The organism is Bradyrhizobium sp. HKCCYLS1011 (assembly GCF_051167795.1).
In the GTDB taxonomy this organism is placed as follows: Bacteria; Pseudomonadota; Alphaproteobacteria; order Rhizobiales; family Xanthobacteraceae; genus Bradyrhizobium.
In genome coordinates, this window is sequence record NZ_JBNPTT010000002.1 from 606,542 (window position 1) to 622,548 (window position 16,007).

The window sequence follows — 16,007 nt, forward strand, 5'->3', positions numbered from 1 at the left end:
ATTCCGGCTGGCGCTACAGTGCTACATTGACGAGGACAGGACGCCGATCAGGGATGGAGCCATTGACGCTGACAATTCCCCATCAGGATCTTCTTAGCGTAGATGCGCGGATGCGTGCCAAAGAGGTCAATGCCATGGCGTTTAATCCCTGGAACGCTCCTCCCCCGTTTCGGCCGCTGGGCAACTTGAACCGCGCGAGGCGAACAGTCTATCAGACCAGCGCGAAGCAGTGGCAGAATAGCAGCAACTGATTGGTGCCTTCCTGTCGCATTCGGGTCTCGATGCCTAACGTAGAGGGGGGCGCCCACCCGACACGTTTCGAACGTGTGACCTTTGCCTTCGGAGGGCAAACGCCAACAACCCGCTGTCCAGCGCCCGACGGAAATCGAAAGGTGGGCCAGTACTTGATGAGCCACGCCAGCGCATCGCTTCGCGGCAGGCCGAACTATGCACGTTGAACTCAGCGAAGGCTGGGTCACGAGCGCTCGCGTGGGCCATGGCGAAGGAATCGCCGAGGACGGAATTAGCTTTCTACATGCAGCCAGCCGGGAAGAAAGCCTGATCAGCATCGAAGCAATCGTGAACGCGTGCGCGTTCCTCTATGGGTCATTGAGATTGACGTCCGATCGTCACGCGTAAAGCGGCGAACGGGGCGTGCCCGCGCTGAATTCCTCGTCGGGAATATCGAAATCCGCCGCGGCGCGTTTGCCTTGGCGATACCAGCAAATACCAGCAAAGCGGACGGCTGCAGTGGACTTTTACTTGTATTTCCAATACGTCGCGCAAATTTTTCCGAAAAATCCGGAATCGACCAGTAGCTTAAGTTATTGATATTATTATAATTTTTTCCGTGGTGCCCCTGGCCGGAATCGAACCAGCACTCCTTGCGGAACTCGATTTTGAGTCGAGCGCGTCTACCAGTTCCGCCACAGGGGCATTCGCTTGTCTCCCGTGGCCGGGGCTCGCGAAACGGGCGGACTATAGCGGGCGGCGAGGCGGGGTCAACCCGCGCGGACGTGATTGTTCCCGATCTCGACAGCGGCGCGCGGTGGGGATAGGAGGCAGGCAGACCGACCCGAATGCAGGCGAGGGAGAGCGACGTGACCACCGATACTTCAGCGCTGGCGCGCTCCGCAGGCACCACGATGAATCCGGCGCTCACGGCGGCGCTGCTGGCCGCCGGCATTGCCGCGGCGACCCTCGCCGGCGCCTGGTACATGCAGCTGGTCTGGGGCCTGCAGCCCTGCGAGCTCTGCCTCAAGCAGCGCTATGCCTATTACGCGATCGTGCCGCTCGGGCTCTTGCTGGCGCTGGCAGCGAGCCGGGGCACGCCGCGGCCGCTGCTCGTGGCAGGACTTGTGCTGATCGCCCTGGCCGCCCTCGGCAATGCCGGGCTCGGCGTCTATCATTCCGGCGTCGAATGGGGGTTTTGGCAGGGCCCCACCGAATGCACCGGGCCCGTCGGCAATTTCGGCAGCGCCGGAAGCCTGCTGGAGCAGCTCGACAAGGTCAAGGTCGTGCGCTGCGACGAGGTGCAGTTTCGCTTCCTGGGCCTGTCGCTCGCCGGATACAACGTGCTGATCTCGCTGCTGATGGCCGCGATCGCCGCCTGGGGCATCAGCCGGGCGCCGCGGAGCGCCTAATCGTCGACATCATCCTGCGGCCGTCCGAACAGATGGACGATGCCCGGCGTGGCGATGGTGACGAACACGAAACGCGACAGATGGTGCGCGCCGACGAAGATCGGGTCGATGTGCAGGGTCAGCGCCAGCGCCATCATCGCGTCCATGGCGCCCGGCGCGAAGGCGACGATGGTGTCGGAGAACCGCACATGGGTGCTCAGCACGATCACCACGACGAAGACGGCTGAGATCAGGACGGCCACGGCGAATGAACCGAGGCCCGCGTGGAGGTGGCCGACCAGGGTCTTGACGCGCATGCGCGCGAAGCGGCTGCCGATCAGGGCGCCGATCCCGATCAGCGCCACGCCGCGCATCCAGGGCGGCAGGCCGCCGTCGACCCAGCCGATTCCATGCAGGATGCCGGCCGCGAGCATCGCGCCGAACAGCCAGCTCGCCGGAAACTTGATCAGCTGCAGCAGCAGCGAGACGGCCAGCGAGCCGACCAGCATGGCGGCAAGCCCGAGCGGCGAGGCGACCGCCATGGTCATGGCCGGGGAGGAGGCAGAGGTGACGCCGGCAAGCGCCAGCACCAGGGGCAGCGCGGCGGTCAGGATGATGACGCGCAGGGTCTGCACGACAGCGATCGCCGGCAGGTCGGCGCCGCGCTCGACCGCGAGAATGGTGATCTGCGACAGCGCCCCGGGGCTGCCGGCGAGGAAGGCCGAGGTGCGGTCCCAGCCGTGAATGCGCTGCAGATACATGCTGGAGGCGAAGGTCGAGCAGAACGTCGCCAGCGCCAGCAGGCCGATGGTCACCGGATAGGCGCTGACATGGTTGATTAGGTCGCGCGACACAACCGAGCCGATGGAAATGCCGAGCAACAGCAGCAAGGTCTGGGTGATGATCGGCGGGACTGACAGCGGCCGCCCGGCGATCGCCGCGATTCCGGTCGCGACCATCGCGCCCGAGATCAGGCCGCCGGGCAGGTGGGCGACGAGAAAGATCAGGCCGCCGGCGGTGCCGATGGCGAGCGTCTCGACCGCGCTCAAGGCCTTGGCGCGGCTGGGAAGATCGATAGCGAGGGAGGAGATGATCTGGCGCACGCTGCCTTATGCCAAATCGCGCTGCAGCGAACAATCATTCGGCTTGCGGAGCAGCAATGCAGGAGGGGGCGCGGGAGAGCCGATCGCGAAAACGGCCGGCGAAGGTCACCGGCGCGCAGGGCTCGTGGCCCCGCGCGCCCGGCTTGTCTGGCTTCGGCAGGGATTACTTCATCTTCGTATCGGTCGCGGCCCCCCTCTGCTGCTTCTTGCATTCGGAGCGGAATTTCTTGCGCTCCTTGCCGTGCAGGCCCTTGGCATCGGCTTCCTTGGAGCATTCGAGCGAGGCGGCGCTGCGCGCCTTCTTGTCGGCCGGCGCAGCCTTCTCCGCTGCGGGAGCATCGGCCTTGGGAGCCGAGGATTGGGCGAAGGCGGGGGCGGCGAGCAGGAGCGTGGCAAGGGCGGCACCTGCGAGGCGGGCGGTCAGTGTCATGTCGAAACCCCTATGTGACGAAAGCCGAAAGCTCGGCTTTTGATGCTGAACCGCGCATGAATGGCGCAGTGCGGAATGCCGATTCGATCGGACTATATTTTCGCAAAGACTGCGTCGGACCGCTTTGTCAGTTCGGCACGCTGCCGGTAGTATTACCGTCTCATTTGTTGTCATACCCTTCAGGGAGACCAAGGATGACCTTTCAAGCCAAATTATTGATTGCCGCCGTGTCAGGCTTCGCGGCCTTCGCCGCGGTCGCGCCGGCCCAGGCGCTGACCATGCAGGAATGCAGCGCGAAGTATAAGCAGGCCAAGGACGCCGGCACGCTCAATGGGCAGAAGTGGAACGACTTCCGCAAGGCCCAGTGCGGCGCTGACGCGACCGCCGCGGCGCCGGCGGCAGCGCCCGCCGCTCCGGCTGCGCCGGCAGCCGAGGCCAAGCCGGCGAAGGAAGCGACCAAGGAGGCGGCCCCGGCCGCTCCGGCCGCAGTCGGCAACGCGGTTTTCCCCTCGGCAGTCGACCAGAAATATTCCAAGGAAACGGCCGGCAAGGCGCGCATGCACACCTGCGTCGACCAGTACAATGCAAACAAGGCCACCAACGCCAATGGCGGGCTGAAGTGGATCCAGAAGGGCGGCGGCTATTACAGCGAGTGCACCAAGCGCCTGAAGGGCGCCGCCTGACCGGCCGATTGACGGGCGGCCGGATACGGACGTGTCCGGCCGCAGACCTGCTAGCTTCCTGGGAGGCCCCGCCCTGGCGGCGGCCGCCATGATCGATCTGCAATGATTGCAAGCCTCAGTCTCATTCTGCTTTGCCAACTGGTCGGCGAAGTCGTGGTCCGGGCGTCAGCGCTGCCGCTGCCCGGACCGGTGCTCGGGCTGGTGCTGCTGCTGGTCCTCTTGCTGTTGCGCGACCGGATCGCCGGACTCGCGATCGGTCCGCTCTCCAAACATGAAACGAAGGACGGCGTCGAGGACGTCAGCCGGGTGCTGCTCGCCAATCTCTCGTTGTTGTTCGTGCCGGCTGGCGTCGGCGTGGTGCAGAAGCTCGATCTCATCGCCGCGCACGGCCTCGCAATCGTCGCGGTCCTGCTGATCTCGGTGGTGATCACGCTGCTGGTGACAGTCGCGGTCTTCCTCGCGATCAGCCGATGGCTGGCGCGGAGCCCGGGCAAGCCATGACGACCAGGCCATTCTCGCTCTGGGTTTATCTGTCGCAGTCGCCGCTGCTGTGGCTGACCGTGACGCTCGTCGTCTACGCCGTCACGGACGCGATTTCCCTGCGCACGCGACGGCATCCGCTCGCTAATCCCGTGCTGCACGCGATGTGGATCATTGGCGCCTTTCTGCTGCTGACCGGCACGCCCTATACGGCCTATTTCGCCGGTGCTCAGTTCGTGCATTTCCTGCTGGGGCCCGCGACCGTCGCGCTCGCCGTGCCGCTCTATCGGCACCGCAGGCTGGTCACGCAGGCGATCCTGCCGATGCTGGCCGCCCTGGCCGTGGGTTCGGTCACCGCGATCGTTTCGGTGGTGTGGCTGGCCGAAGCCTTCGGCCTGCCGCGCGAGGTGGTGCTGTCGCTCGCGCCAAAGTCGGTGACGGCCGGTGTGGCGATGGGCATCAGCGAATCGCTACGGGCCGATCCCTCGCTGACTGCCGTGGCCGTGGTGCTGACCGGCATCATGGGCGCGATCATCGTGACACCCCTGATGGACCGGACCGGCATCAGGGATTTCCGGGCACGCGGCTTCGCGGCGGGCCTTGCCGCGCATGGCATCGGCACCGCACGTGCGTTCCAGGTCGACCAGCTGGCCGGCACCTTTTCCGGCATCGCCATGGGCCTGAATGCGCTCGTAACCTCGTTTATCGTTCCGCTTGTAATCACATTGCTGGTGCGCTGATGCAGACTTGCCTTTCGCTTCGAGACGTGTGCCTGCTGCGACGATGATCTCGACACTCCAAGGCATCCTGGGGCTCATCTCCGGCGCCATGGTCGGCTTCTCGCTGGGGCTGGTCGGCGGCGGCGGCTCCGTGCTCGCGGTGCCGCTGATGGTCTATGTGGTCGGCGTGCCGGAGCCGCATATCGCGATCGGCTCCAGCGCGATCGCGGTTGCGACCAATGCAGCCATCAACCTTTTCAACCATGCCCGCGGCGGCACCGTCATCTGGCGGGTCGCTGCCGTTTTTGCGGTGGCCGGCATCATCGGGGCATTCTTTGGCTCCCTGCTCGGCAAGATGGTCGACGGCCAGAAGCTGCTCGCACTGTTCGCGCTGGTGATGCTTGTCATCGCGATGCTGATGCTGAAAACGCGGGCGCGGGTCGGCGTCCCCGACGTCAAGATGAGCATGGCCAACCTGCCAGCGGTGATCGGCTTCGGCCTTGCGACCGGGTCGCTGTCTGGCTTCTTCGGTATCGGCGGCGGGTTTCTGATCGTGCCGGCGCTGATGGCGGCCACCGGCATGCCGATCATGAATGCGGTCAGCTCCTCGCTGGTCGCGGTGACCACCTTCGGCCTGACCACCGCGGCGAGCTATGCCTGGTCGGGCCTGGTCGCCTGGGACCTCGCCGGGCTGTTCATCGCCGGCGGCGTTCTCGGCGGCCTGGTGGGGACATGGTCGGCGCGTCGGCTCTCGGAGCGGCGCGGCGCCCTCAACATCGTCTTTTCTGTCGTGATCACGGCCGTGGCGCTCTATATGCTGACGCGCAGCCTGTTGCATATTTTGTTCTGAGCTCATGAGCCGGGGGGCGACCATGAAACATGTTTCCAATCAGATCGTCGCTGTCCAAAGCCGGCGGACCATGTTGGCGTTGCTCGCAGCCGGTAGCATCGCGCTGCCGCTGCTGCCGCGCATCGCACGTGCGCAGGAGGTCGACGAGCCGGACGAAGCCTCGGTGCTGCGTGACCCCGAAGCCCCCGTGACCGGCAGCGCCGACGGCGACATCACCATCGTCGAATGGTTCGACTACAACTGCCCGTATTGCCGCAAGCTGCAGCCTGAGCTGCAGCAGGTTGTGCATGACGATGGCAAGGTCCGCTGGGTGTTGAAGGAATGGCCGATCCTCGGGCCCGGCTCAGTGGTGGCGGCGCGAATGGCGCTCGCCTGCAAATATCAGGACAAATATCTGCAGGCGCATGATGCACTGATCGGCGGCAATTCGAAGCTGACGGAATCGCGGATCGACGAGGTGCTTGGTGAGGCCGGTATCGATGTCGACCGTGCCAAGCGCGATCTGACTGCCAACACCAAGGCGATCGACGCCATGCTGGCGCGCAACGACGCGCAAGCGCGCGGCTTGCGCTTCCGCGGCACGCCGTCCTTCATCGTTGGAAAGTTCAGGGTGCCGGGCGCCCTCACCATGACGCAGTTCGAGCAGGTGATCGCTGACGCGCGCAAGGTGAAGGCCGCGAACTGACGACCGATCTGCAAGAAAAAGGCGCCATCGCATGGTGCGACGGCGCCTTCGCCTTGTTTGATCTAATAAATGTTATTTCGACGAGATGCGAACCCAGTCGTCGTGCGCGCGCTCTTTGATGGCATGCCAGTTCGCAGCCGCGACGTCCCAGTTCACGATCGTCCGATGCGCCTGAGCGGCCTGACCGTTGGCGACATCAGACGTCTGCATGGAATCGTAGATGTAGACGCCAAAGCCCAACAGCAGCGCACCCAGGATCATCCCCAAGAAGGTCTGCATAACGGAATCCTCCAGTGACGGCCAACAACGCCGGCTTCGAATGATAGTTCCGCGCCCGCGTCTGACCCGCAGCGACGCAGCTAAATCGTCAAGTACGCGCTTTTTCAGGCGCTGAATCTGGCTGCGAGGTGACCAGATTGAGCCCTTTCAGCTCGTCCGGCTTGAAGATGAACAGTCTGTCATGCGGCGTCTCCATCGCATGCACCCAGACGTCGAGCTTTATGCCCATCTCGGCCAGATAGCGCTCGCAGCGCGCGGAGATGGTTTGTCCCAGGCTCATTTCGTCGCGCGGCGCTCCGTTTGCCGACCGCATGGCTGCAATCTGGTGCACGCCGATCACCGCACGTTCGCCGGCGCGGCGCTCGATCCCGCCGGCGAAGACCAGTGGACAGGACGAGGCGCAATATTTACCGGCCTCGACCTCGGTTGCGAATTTATGTGCGCGGATCAGGCGGCCGATGGCCAACGCATCCGCAACCGCGCCGCCCGGCGAATTCAACACCACCGTCTTGATGTATTCGCCATGCTTATCCACCTCGGCCGCAAAGGCCTGCGAGCTGCCCGGCGTGATCGTGCCGGTCGCCAGCAGCCGCCCGCCGCCGCCGAGTTCGAAGCTGATCGGCCGCGCCAGCGCAGGATCGGGCTGCGGCAGTGGAATCAGCCGCTTGATCAGCGGCGCAAGGATCGATGGCGCGCCGGGCGGCGCGTCCGTCATCGGCGCGTCCTGCTGGACCTCCGTCTGGGACAATGGATCTGACGTCGCCAGCCAGCCGGCGCGTTCGGCCAGATCGGCGCCGAGCACTGCGATGGTGACGACGAACACCAAACGAAAGATCCAGCGCAGGATGCTCTCATCTGCCTTGTCCGCCAGCCAGGCGTGCACCCGTTCTGACAAGGCCGCACGCACCGGTTACTTCCCAGTGCGCGCTGATGAGAACGAGGTGACGTTCTCTTCTGCGGCTGTCGGAGGCGGCGCGCTCTCAGCCGCCGAGGGCATGCGTGGCTCCAATGCGACCTCGCGCGCATCCGCAGCGCGCCGCGCATCCTCGACCTCGCGCGCGACCTGCAGCGCCGCCACCAGGTCACCGGCCGTGAGATTGGAGGCGCTGACGGCCGGCAATCCTTCGCGGCGGATGGCGGCATGCACGACGCAAAGGATCAAGACCAAGACGGCCGGCATCAGGTCGATCGAGATCGCGCCGGCCCAACTCGGAACGAAATCGCCGGCATAGCGCAGCACCGCTTCGGCCGGCGACAGCGTCTGGAAGCGCGCCGGCTCGACCCGCGGCATCGCCAGGATCTTGTCGGCGGCATCGGCGAGTGAGGCGGCCTGGGTCCCGATCGAGCCCTCGACCTTGCCCACGACAGCGGTCTGGCGCTCGGCCAGATCGCCAGTGCGGCCACCTGCTGCCGGCGCAATGAAGCCGGACGACAGTGAGGAGGCTGCGCGCTTCACTGCGGGGGCGACTGAGGTCTGCTGCAGGTTGGCGATCACGCCCATCAGGTTCAGCGACTCCGCCGCGAACGCATCGCTGCGCGCCGCGATCGGTCCGCGGTCGGAGATCATTTCACGCATCTTGGCGAGACTCTTGGTGCCCTGCTCGTAGAGCGCCGAGACGCGCTTGGCCGAGTCCTGGACCTGCTGGCCGAGACCGTCGAGCTGGGTCGACATCTGGCTCAAGAGCTGCACGACGGTGCCCGAGCCGGCGGTGCCCGTCAGCGATCCCGCGCGCTCGGAGTCCGCCAGCTTGGCAAAGCGCGACGAGGCAAGCTGGATGTCGGGCAGCAGCCCCTGCGCCGCAATCGCATTGGTGTTGGCCTGGTCAAGATCGCGTGTGTAGTTTTGCACGGTGATCGCGAGATGTTGCTGGATCGCCGCCGCGCCGGCGAGGGCGGATGCATTCAGCCAGGATGACATCGCGACAATCATCAGCGAGCCCAGCAGCATGCATGCGGCCATCAGGCCGCGGCCGATGCTGTTGGTGAGATGCGGCATGAACTGCATCATGAACACCCAGAAGGTGTAGATGCCGACCGAGACCGCCACCGAATAGATCACAGCAGCGAAGAAGACCGTGGTCGGACTGCCGTTCAACAGCTCGCGGACACCGAGATAAGTGTAGACGCCGGCAGCAAGCGCCAGGATGGCGGTTGTAAGCTTGAGGATGACTTCGAGGCGCTGCACCCCATTGACGAGCACGACAGAGGTGGGGGAGCGGGCAAGCGAGAGCGGGGACACAGGGGCGGACGGCACGGGCATGAACAATCCTCGGCGGCGTCATGGCCGCCTCAAGCGTTGCCCCCGCTGTTCGGCTGAGCTTTCATCAATGCGGAAATAATCCGACGAGATTATGTCGATTGGGTTGCCGATCCGCAATATGGGCGACGACACGGACGGATCATTTGCTGTTGATCCACCCGAGAAGCTCCCCGTTGATCTCCCGCGGATAGCAATGGCTGAGATCGTTGATCTCGCGATACGTGACGTCGGCGCCGGCGTGAGCCAGCGCTTCGTCGGCATGCCGTGCGATCTCGATTGGGAACATCCAATCGAGCCGGCCATGCACGATATGGATCGGCAGCCCGTACAGGCGGTCGCGATCCGCGAGTTCCGCCATCAACGGGTGAAAGGTGGCGGCGACCGGCGCCAGATGGGTGAAGGGTGAGCATCGTTCCAGCCCGCTGACATAGCAGAAGGTGCCGCCATCGCTCATCCCGGTCAGCAGCATGCGGCTGGCATCGACGTTGAAGCGGGTGCGGACGATCTCGAGAATGCGCGTGAGATTGGGCGTATCGGTGTCCTCGCCCATCAAGGCCCAGGTTCGCCCGGTCGCGGTCGGCGCGACCAGGATTGCGCCGAAGCTTCTCGCGTCGCGCACCCAGCTCCACAGGAAATCGCGCCCATGGCCGTGGCCGCCGTGCAGCGCCATCACCAGCGGCCAGGCCCGATCGGGCGCGTAATATTCGGGGACGTAGAGCGAGAAGCCGCCGCGTTCGCCACGTTCATTGTGATCATGGAACGCGCCGGTGTTCGCTGCCGGCGGTTGAGCAAGGCATTGGGTGAGCGCGTCATCGTCGCGCACATCGGGGACCAGGAAGAAGTCGCTCACCGGAGGCAGCGCGCCGGCCAACGGATAGAGCGCCTCCAGCGCGCGGGGCATGTGGCGAAGCGCGCGGAACACAGCCACGAAATCGCCGTGGCCCTGCTGGACCGCGCGCAAGCCGGCGAATGCGACGAGCGCCGCGTCGCTTGCTGCATCGAACGCAGTTCGGATATGGGCGAAGTCCGCCGGCCAAATGGTGAGCTGCGCCCGCGCGGCCTGCAGCATCTGATCCGGCGACCCGACGTCGGCCATGACACGATCGAAGTCCGGTGGGTTCAGGTAGCGCGCGACATAGGAGAGCGCTTGGAGCGACTGCAACAAAGGTGGCAGCACCGCCACGATGTCGTCCACCACCGCCTCGCTCATGTTGCTCTCCTCATGGTTTGCCGGACGACGCAATCTGATTGGGAACTGCAGGCGACCAGATGGCCCCGACCGCTGCACCAAAGCGAGTACAAAGTACGCTTGATCGTGCGCGCGACCTGGTCGGTCGATGAGGCTTTGCCAGCATCGCGTGTAGCCATGCTGGCCGTCAGGTCACGCCGGAGCATCTTCTGCCTCTCGCCCGGCCGTGACGATTGACAAAGAATAGACGAGATAAGCTGTTTAGAGAAGCGACGGCACAGCGTGGCGCTCCACACGGGGACTTGTCCATGCTTGGGGGAAAATCTGCCGCCAAGGGGGGATCGACATCATGACACAGCAGCCGTCGGCCGCGTTGATCAACGCCGTCCTTGCGATGGACGTGTACAACAGGGGCGTCAACCCGGCGCTGGTCGTCAATTTCGAGCAGATCGGCAGCTACCAACTGATTGCGGGAAGCGTGACGTCGGCTCCGGACAATTTCGAGGCCGCGACCTATCAGCTCGTCGGCGATCCCTCGACCCGGATCATCTCGTTTCGCGGCACGGACAGCCTGGCCGACGTTCCGGCGTGGCTCGGTGGCGCCGGACTCACCGGCTGGCCGACGCAATTCCCGGATGCCGAGGCCTACTACAAGGTCTGGGCGACGACATCGAACGTCGCGCTGACCGGACATTCGCTGGGCGGCGGCCTCGCCGGCTATATCGGAGCCCTGTACGACAAGCCCGCCTATGCGTTCGACGCGATGCCGTTCGAGTTCGCCGCCGAAGTCCGCTACGATCAGCTGCACGGTTTCTGGGGCGCGCTGACCTCGAACCCGGTGGCGCGCTATTCCGATATCCACATGGTGTCCGTCTCCGGCGAGGTGCTGCAATATGTGCGGGATGCCGCACCTGTCGTGGAGGCGCCGCTGGCGCTGCTGCAGCTCGGTCCAGTTGATGGCGCGATCGCGATTGCGCATGCGGCGGTAGGCATCGCATCGGAAAGCGACGGCGTGCTCGGCTCCGGGACCAATCTCGGGCTCGATCCGGTCAGCCTGCATTCGATCGCGCTGCTGACCATGATGCAGTGGGCGAGCGACAACGGTCTTTCCGACTGGAAGCAGGCGGCTGCGGCGCTGCTGGCACCGCTCCAGGATGATGCGATCGCGTCCGCGGTCGGCATTCCCGCGGCCAGCGCTGCCACCGGTGAAGGCTCGCCGTCCGCCAAGATGAAGGACATGATCGCCTATTCGACAGTGACCGATGCGTCCGGCTATGGCGACACCGCGGTGCAGGCCCTGTTCCACGGCGGTGATGCGTTTGCGGACGCCGTCAGCGCGAGTTCGGCCGCGGGCTATCTGAAGGCCACCGGCGTGCAGACGGCGATCGCCGATATCGTGGTGGAATATTCCGCGCTGCTGGCGCAGAACCATGATGAGGTGACGGGGGCTACCCCCGGCGTCATCGGCCACGAACACGGCGTGATCTACGACGACTTGGCGGCGAATCTGCTGGTCGCGGATTTCTCGCCGGAGCTGTGGCAGCGCGCCGACACCGGAACGGCCGTCGATATCATTGGCAAGACTGCGCTGATCGATGCCATCGCGATCGCCGATGGCGAGAATGCAGGGCTGATCGATAGCGCGATCACGACGTTGTGGGGCGGGCAAACCGGCAATCTCGACTGGCTCAGCGCGGCGCTGAGCGATGCCGCGACCACGGTGGCTTTGGTCGCCGTGCCAGGCGTGACCATCGCTGCGTCCGCCGGCGCGCTGCTGGTGGCGGGCGCCGGCAACGACACGCTGCTCGGAACCGGCAACAACGATCTGCTGATTGGAGGCGCCGGGGCCGACAAGCTCGACGGTGGTGCCGGCACCAACATTCTGGTGGGTGGGGCCAACGCCTCCTACCTCTACCAGACCGGCGACGGCAGCGATCTCATCATCAATGGCACCGCATCGCAATCGACGCCGACCGGCACGCTCGATTTCGGCAACGCCGCTTCGGCCAACTCCCTGTGGTTCGTGAAATCGGGCAATGACCTGCAGATCGATATCCTGGGCACCCATCAGCAGGTGACGATTGCAGATTGGTTCCTGGGCGGCTCCTATCAGCTGCAGGAGATCAAGGCCGGCGGGCTGGAGATCGATAGCAAGGTGTCGCAGCTGGTGCAGGCGATGTCGGCCTATGCGCAGGCCCATCCAGGCTTCGATCCGACCGTCGCTTCACAGATGCCGTCGGATGCGCAATTGCACGAGATCATCGCCGGCACGTGGCATGTCAACGTCTGACGACCAAGGTCGGATCGCGCGACGCGGCGCTTGAACGCTGCGGCCGCCCCCGGCCTGCCGCTCCACTTCAGTGCAGGCGCGGGCCCTTGAGCAGCTTGGCGCGGTCGGTCGAGGTGACCGTGACGTCAAAGGTCACGCCCTCATGATGCACCGTCAGCGGGACGTCGACGCCGGCGCTGCCGAGCGCCCAGAGCTTGCGGTAGAACTCGCTCTGCCCGGTAATCTTGTCGCCGTTGATGCCGAGGATCACGTCGCCGGCCTTGAGCTCGGCGCGCGCGGCCGGACCGTTGGTAGAGACCCCGATGATGACCACGCGGCCATCGATCTCGGTGGAATACATGCCGAGCCAGGGACGCGCCGGCTTGTTGACGCGGCCGAAGCGGCGCAGATCGTCGAGGACAGGCTTGAGCAAGTCGATCGGCACGATCATGTTGACATGCTCGGACCTGCTGTCGCGTTCACGCTCGAGCTGCAGCGAGCCGATGCCGATCAATTCGCCCTTCGCGGAGATCAGCCCGGTGCCGCCCCAATTGGGATGCGCCGGATGGGTGAAGATGGCTTCGTCCAGGAGATATTCCCAATAGCCGGCGAATTCCTGCTTGGCGATGATCTGGCTGGCCACCGAGCGGGTGCGGCCGCCTGCGCCGCCAAGCACGACCTGCTCGCCGATCCGGGTCGCTGCTGAAGAACCGAATGGCACAGGATCGAGATCGAGCCGGCCGAGCGCCTGCACCAGTCCGAAGCCGGTGGTGAAGTCGAATCCGAGGACATGGCCTTCGATGACGCGGCCATCATTGAGATGCAGCCAGACGCTCTCGGCTTCGGTAATCAGGTAACCAATGGTCAGCACCAGCCCGTCATCGATCACCACGGCATTGCCGGCCCGCTCGGTGCCGAGCGTCTCGGCGCTGAACGCGTCGGGCGGAATGATGGCATGCAGGCCGACGACCGAGGCCAGCACGCGGTCGAGATCGAAATTGTAATCGCCCGCACGAGGCTGGAACGCGAACGGCACCTTCCATTCGGTCAAAGAGGGCATTCTTAAGTCTCCCGCTCCGTCGGCGTGCGTCTTGCGCCGATCAAGTCTCTGTTTGGCGATTGCGAAGGCCGCGGCGAGGGCCAGCTTAACACCTTTGCCTGCAGCGGTTCCAGGTCTCTGCTGCGGCTGCATCCCCGTCGATGATGGCCGGGCGCGCCGCCAGGTGGCGATCTGCGGCCGAGCAGGGAACGCCTCTATTCGGTCAAAGCTCCATCGAAATCCGCAACCGTCGCAATCCAATGGACTGCCGGCTCGCGGGCCACGATCGCGCAAGGTCCGCGATCGGCCGCCGGTTGCAATCATATCCCCCGGAACCGGCATTTTCACTTGCGATTGTCGGAAGTGGGGAGCGCAGTGGAGAGACGCAATCGAGAGAAGCTCTCGGGAGACGTTCTCGGGAGACGCTCTCGGAGACTTGGGCCTTCCGTTGGCTCCGAGAATCCACGGCGCGGAGCGGGAGGCGATCATGAGCGCGTCGCGACGGCGCGTGCGCGCTGAATGATCACGCATAATCATACGAGGTGCCAGCCATGGTCGAGGCATCAGCCTTTAGCTCCAACTCCGAAGCCGCAGGCCAGGCGCTGGCGCGGCTGCGGCGGCTGCATGCCGCGGTGCGCTTCGCGCTGCCGCAGCGACATGCGATCCTGCTGATCGTCGTGCTGGTGCTGGCGGTGGCCGGTATCAACGCGTTCGAGCCCCTGGTGCTCAAGGGCGTGTTCGATCAGCTCACCGGACCGGAACATGCCGGCGCCATTCTGGCCGGCATCCTGCTCCTGCTCGGCTTTGCGGTGACCCGGGAGATGATGGATGGCTTCGCCAACTGGCTGACCTGGCGTACCCGCATCGGCCTGCAATATGCGCTACTGGAGGCGACCATCGGCAAGCTGCACCGGATGCCGCTGCGCATCCAGCGCAGCGAAGGCATCGGCGCCATCATGACCCGGCTCGATCGCAGCATCCAGGGGTTCACCAGCGCGGTGACCGCGATCCTGTTCAGCATCATGCCTTCGGTCATCTTTCTCCTGATCGCGGTGGTGATCATGCTGCGGCTGGAATGGCGGCTCGCGCTGCTCGTGCTCATGTTCGCTCCGGTGCCGGCGCTGATCGCCGCGCGCGCCGGCCCCGAACAGATGCAGCGCGAGCGCACGCTGCTCGACCGCTGGGCCAAGATCTATTCGCGTTTCAACGAGGTGCTGTCGGGCATCGTGATCGTGCGCAGCTTCGCGATGGAGGATGCCGAGAAGGCGCGCTTCCTGCGCGACGTCGATGCGGCCAACAAGGTCGTCATCCATGGCGTTGCCGTCGATGCCGGCTACGCCTCGGCCAGCAATCTCGTGGTGGCGCTGGCGCGGCTCGGCGGGCTCGCGCTCGGCGCCTATTTTGTCCTGCAAGGCGACATCACGGTCGGGACCGTGGTCGCCTTTCTCGGCTATATCGGCGGACTGTTCGGTCCGGTGCAGGGCTTGAGCGGCGTCTATTCCAGCCTGCGCAAGGCCTCGGTCTCGCTCGACGAGATCTTCGGCATCCTCAATGTGCAGGAGCATCTCGGCGACAGTCCGGACGCCGTCGAGCTCACCGTCGTCATCGGCGCGGTCAGCTTCGAAAATGTGCACTTCCGCTACGAGCAGCCGCAGCGTCCGCTGCTCGACGGTATCACCCTGCAAGCCGCGCCCGGCGAAACCATCGCCATTGTCGGACCGAGCGGCTCCGGCAAGACCACGCTGATGGCGCTGTTGATGCGCTTCTACGATCCGGTGGAGGGTCGGATCACCATCGACGGGCGCGACCTGCGCGGGATCAAACAGAGCTCGTTGCGCCGGCATATCGGCGTGGTGCTGCAGGACCCACTGCTGTTCAACGACAGCATCAAGGCCAACATCGCCTATGGCCGCCCCGAGGCGACCGACGAGGAGATCCAGGCGGCGGCGAAGGCGGCCTATGCGCATGACTTCGTCATGCGGCTGCCGGACGGCTACGACGCCATCGTCGGCGAGCGCGGCGCGTTGCTGTCGGTGGGTGAGCGGCAGCGCATCACCATTGCGCGGGCGCTGCTGAAGAACCCGCCGATCCTGGTGCTGGACGAGGCGACCTCGGCGCTGGATGCGGAATCGGAGGAGGCCGTGCAGACCGCGCTCGAGCAGCTCGTCGCGGCACGCACCACCTTCGTGATCGCGCACCGGCTCTCGACCGTGGTCAATGCCGACCGCATCATCGTGCTGAAGGAAGGACGTATCATCGAGAGCGGACGCCACACCGAACTGATGCGCCAGAACGGCTATTACGCCTCGCTGGTGCGGCGCCAGCACCGCGGGCTGATCGACAATGATGTCGATCCGTCCGCGATCCTGGCGCCGCGAAACCTGGAATAAGGAACCTCG

15 protein-coding genes and 1 tRNA gene are annotated in these 16,007 nt (G+C 65.0%); 8 read left to right on the top strand and 8 right to left on the bottom strand.

Annotation, left to right across the window (positions count from 1 at the left end; all coding sequences use genetic code 11):
• Nucleotides 1-851: 851 nt before the first annotated feature.
• A tRNA-Leu gene (locus ACQR1W_RS07335) sits at nucleotides 852-936 on the bottom strand.
• 209 nt (nucleotides 937-1,145) lie between these two features.
• Here ACQR1W_RS07335 and ACQR1W_RS07340 point away from each other — a divergent pair.
• Nucleotides 1,146-1,643: a disulfide bond formation protein B gene (locus tag ACQR1W_RS07340; RefSeq protein ID WP_434850457.1), complete on the top strand. Its 498-nt coding sequence runs from the start codon at nucleotides 1,146-1,148 to the stop codon at nucleotides 1,641-1,643.
• On the opposite strand, the gene ACQR1W_RS07345 is transcribed toward ACQR1W_RS07340, so the two are convergent.
• On the bottom strand, nucleotides 1,640-2,725 hold the full coding sequence (locus tag ACQR1W_RS07345) for an AbrB family transcriptional regulator (protein WP_434850149.1): 1,086 nt from the start codon (nucleotides 2,723-2,725) through the stop codon (nucleotides 1,640-1,642). The genes ACQR1W_RS07340 and ACQR1W_RS07345 overlap by 4 nt on opposite strands.
• A gap of 163 nt (nucleotides 2,726-2,888) precedes the next feature.
• The gene (locus ACQR1W_RS07350) at nucleotides 2,889-3,155 is read right to left on the bottom strand and encodes a PsiF family protein (protein WP_434850150.1); all 267 of its coding nucleotides are present in this window, start codon (nucleotides 3,153-3,155) and stop codon (nucleotides 2,889-2,891) included.
• A 194-nt stretch (nucleotides 3,156-3,349) separates the two neighbouring features.
• Here ACQR1W_RS07350 and ACQR1W_RS07355 point away from each other — a divergent pair, with 194 nt between their 5' ends.
• From ACQR1W_RS07355 to ACQR1W_RS07375, 5 genes are all read left to right on the top strand, one after another.
• Entirely contained in the window at nucleotides 3,350-3,838 is a 489-nt protein-coding gene (locus ACQR1W_RS07355; RefSeq protein WP_434850151.1) for a hypothetical protein, read from the top strand.
• A 102-nt stretch (nucleotides 3,839-3,940) separates the two neighbouring features.
• Nucleotides 3,941-4,339: a CidA/LrgA family protein gene (locus ACQR1W_RS07360; protein ID WP_434850152.1), complete on the top strand. Its 399-nt coding sequence runs from the start codon at nucleotides 3,941-3,943 to the stop codon at nucleotides 4,337-4,339.
• Complete coding sequence (locus ACQR1W_RS07365) at nucleotides 4,336-5,058, top strand: LrgB family protein (protein WP_434850153.1); 723 nt, start codon at nucleotides 4,336-4,338, stop codon at nucleotides 5,056-5,058. Before ACQR1W_RS07360 ends, ACQR1W_RS07365 begins: the two co-directional genes overlap by 4 nt.
• A gap of 43 nt (nucleotides 5,059-5,101) precedes the next feature.
• Complete coding sequence (locus ACQR1W_RS07370) at nucleotides 5,102-5,887, top strand: sulfite exporter TauE/SafE family protein (protein WP_008967719.1); 786 nt, start codon at nucleotides 5,102-5,104, stop codon at nucleotides 5,885-5,887.
• A 22-nt stretch (nucleotides 5,888-5,909) separates the two neighbouring features.
• Nucleotides 5,910-6,572 carry a DsbA family protein gene (locus tag ACQR1W_RS07375; RefSeq protein WP_434850154.1) on the top strand — a complete coding sequence of 221 codons (663 nt, stop codon included), beginning with the start codon at nucleotides 5,910-5,912 and terminating at the stop codon, nucleotides 6,570-6,572.
• A 72-nt stretch (nucleotides 6,573-6,644) separates the two neighbouring features.
• On the opposite strand, the gene ACQR1W_RS07380 is transcribed toward ACQR1W_RS07375, so the two are convergent.
• From ACQR1W_RS07380 to ACQR1W_RS07395, 4 genes are all read right to left on the bottom strand, one after another.
• Nucleotides 6,645-6,851 carry a hypothetical protein gene (locus ACQR1W_RS07380; RefSeq protein WP_008967721.1) on the bottom strand — a complete coding sequence of 69 codons (207 nt, stop codon included), beginning with the start codon at nucleotides 6,849-6,851 and terminating at the stop codon, nucleotides 6,645-6,647.
• A gap of 88 nt (nucleotides 6,852-6,939) precedes the next feature.
• Nucleotides 6,940-7,758 (bottom strand): hypothetical protein, encoded by an 819-nt coding sequence (locus tag ACQR1W_RS07385; RefSeq protein WP_434850155.1) that lies wholly within the window; start codon nucleotides 7,756-7,758, stop codon nucleotides 6,940-6,942.
• Nucleotides 7,759-7,761: 3 nt separating this feature from the next.
• Complete coding sequence (locus ACQR1W_RS07390) at nucleotides 7,762-9,111, bottom strand: hypothetical protein (protein WP_434850156.1); 1,350 nt, start codon at nucleotides 9,109-9,111, stop codon at nucleotides 7,762-7,764.
• A gap of 139 nt (nucleotides 9,112-9,250) precedes the next feature.
• Nucleotides 9,251-10,321, bottom strand: a complete 1,071-nt coding sequence (locus ACQR1W_RS07395; RefSeq protein WP_434850157.1) for a phospholipase — start codon at nucleotides 10,319-10,321, stop codon at nucleotides 9,251-9,253.
• Nucleotides 10,322-10,649: 328 nt separating this feature from the next.
• Between ACQR1W_RS07395 and ACQR1W_RS07400 the strand changes: the two genes are divergently transcribed.
• Nucleotides 10,650-12,590, top strand: a complete 1,941-nt coding sequence (locus ACQR1W_RS07400; RefSeq protein ID WP_434850158.1) for a hypothetical protein — start codon at nucleotides 10,650-10,652, stop codon at nucleotides 12,588-12,590.
• A 67-nt stretch (nucleotides 12,591-12,657) separates the two neighbouring features.
• Here the strand turns inward: ACQR1W_RS07400 and ACQR1W_RS07405 are convergent, their stop codons facing one another.
• Nucleotides 12,658-13,629, bottom strand: a complete 972-nt coding sequence (locus ACQR1W_RS07405) for a S1C family serine protease (RefSeq protein WP_434850159.1) — start codon at nucleotides 13,627-13,629, stop codon at nucleotides 12,658-12,660.
• A gap of 530 nt (nucleotides 13,630-14,159) precedes the next feature.
• Here ACQR1W_RS07405 and ACQR1W_RS07410 point away from each other — a divergent pair.
• Nucleotides 14,160-15,998: an ABC transporter ATP-binding protein gene (locus ACQR1W_RS07410; protein WP_434850160.1), complete on the top strand. Its 1,839-nt coding sequence runs from the start codon at nucleotides 14,160-14,162 to the stop codon at nucleotides 15,996-15,998.
• Nucleotides 15,999-16,007: the final 9 nt, after the last annotated feature.

Bases quoted from the DNA above. Each gene is read 5' to 3' on its own strand.
- ACQR1W_RS07350 (WP_434850150.1), bottom strand. From the start codon at position 3,155: ATGACACTGACCGCCCGCCTCGCAGGTGCCGCCCTTGCCACGCTCCTG.
- ACQR1W_RS07390 (WP_434850156.1), bottom strand. From the start codon at position 9,111: ATGCCCGTGCCGTCCGCCCCTGTGTCCCCGCTCTCGCTTGCCCGCTCC.
- ACQR1W_RS07375 (WP_434850154.1), top strand. From the start codon at position 5,910: ATGAAACATGTTTCCAATCAGATCGTCGCTGTCCAAAGCCGGCGGACC.
- ACQR1W_RS07360 (WP_434850152.1), top strand. From the start codon at position 3,941: ATGATTGCAAGCCTCAGTCTCATTCTGCTTTGCCAACTGGTCGGCGAA.
- ACQR1W_RS07380 (WP_008967721.1), bottom strand. From the start codon at position 6,851: ATGCAGACCTTCTTGGGGATGATCCTGGGTGCGCTGCTGTTGGGCTTT.
- ACQR1W_RS07370 (WP_008967719.1), top strand. From the start codon at position 5,102: ATGATCTCGACACTCCAAGGCATCCTGGGGCTCATCTCCGGCGCCATG.
- ACQR1W_RS07355 (WP_434850151.1), top strand. From the start codon at position 3,350: ATGACCTTTCAAGCCAAATTATTGATTGCCGCCGTGTCAGGCTTCGCG.
- ACQR1W_RS07395 (WP_434850157.1), bottom strand. From the start codon at position 10,321: ATGAGCGAGGCGGTGGTGGACGACATCGTGGCGGTGCTGCCACCTTTG.
- ACQR1W_RS07405 (WP_434850159.1), bottom strand. From the start codon at position 13,629: ATGCCCTCTTTGACCGAATGGAAGGTGCCGTTCGCGTTCCAGCCTCGT.
- ACQR1W_RS07410 (WP_434850160.1), top strand. From the start codon at position 14,160: ATGGTCGAGGCATCAGCCTTTAGCTCCAACTCCGAAGCCGCAGGCCAG.
- ACQR1W_RS07400 (WP_434850158.1), top strand. From the start codon at position 10,650: ATGACACAGCAGCCGTCGGCCGCGTTGATCAACGCCGTCCTTGCGATG.
- ACQR1W_RS07340 (WP_434850457.1), top strand. From the start codon at position 1,146: ATGAATCCGGCGCTCACGGCGGCGCTGCTGGCCGCCGGCATTGCCGCG.
- ACQR1W_RS07365 (WP_434850153.1), top strand. From the start codon at position 4,336: ATGACGACCAGGCCATTCTCGCTCTGGGTTTATCTGTCGCAGTCGCCG.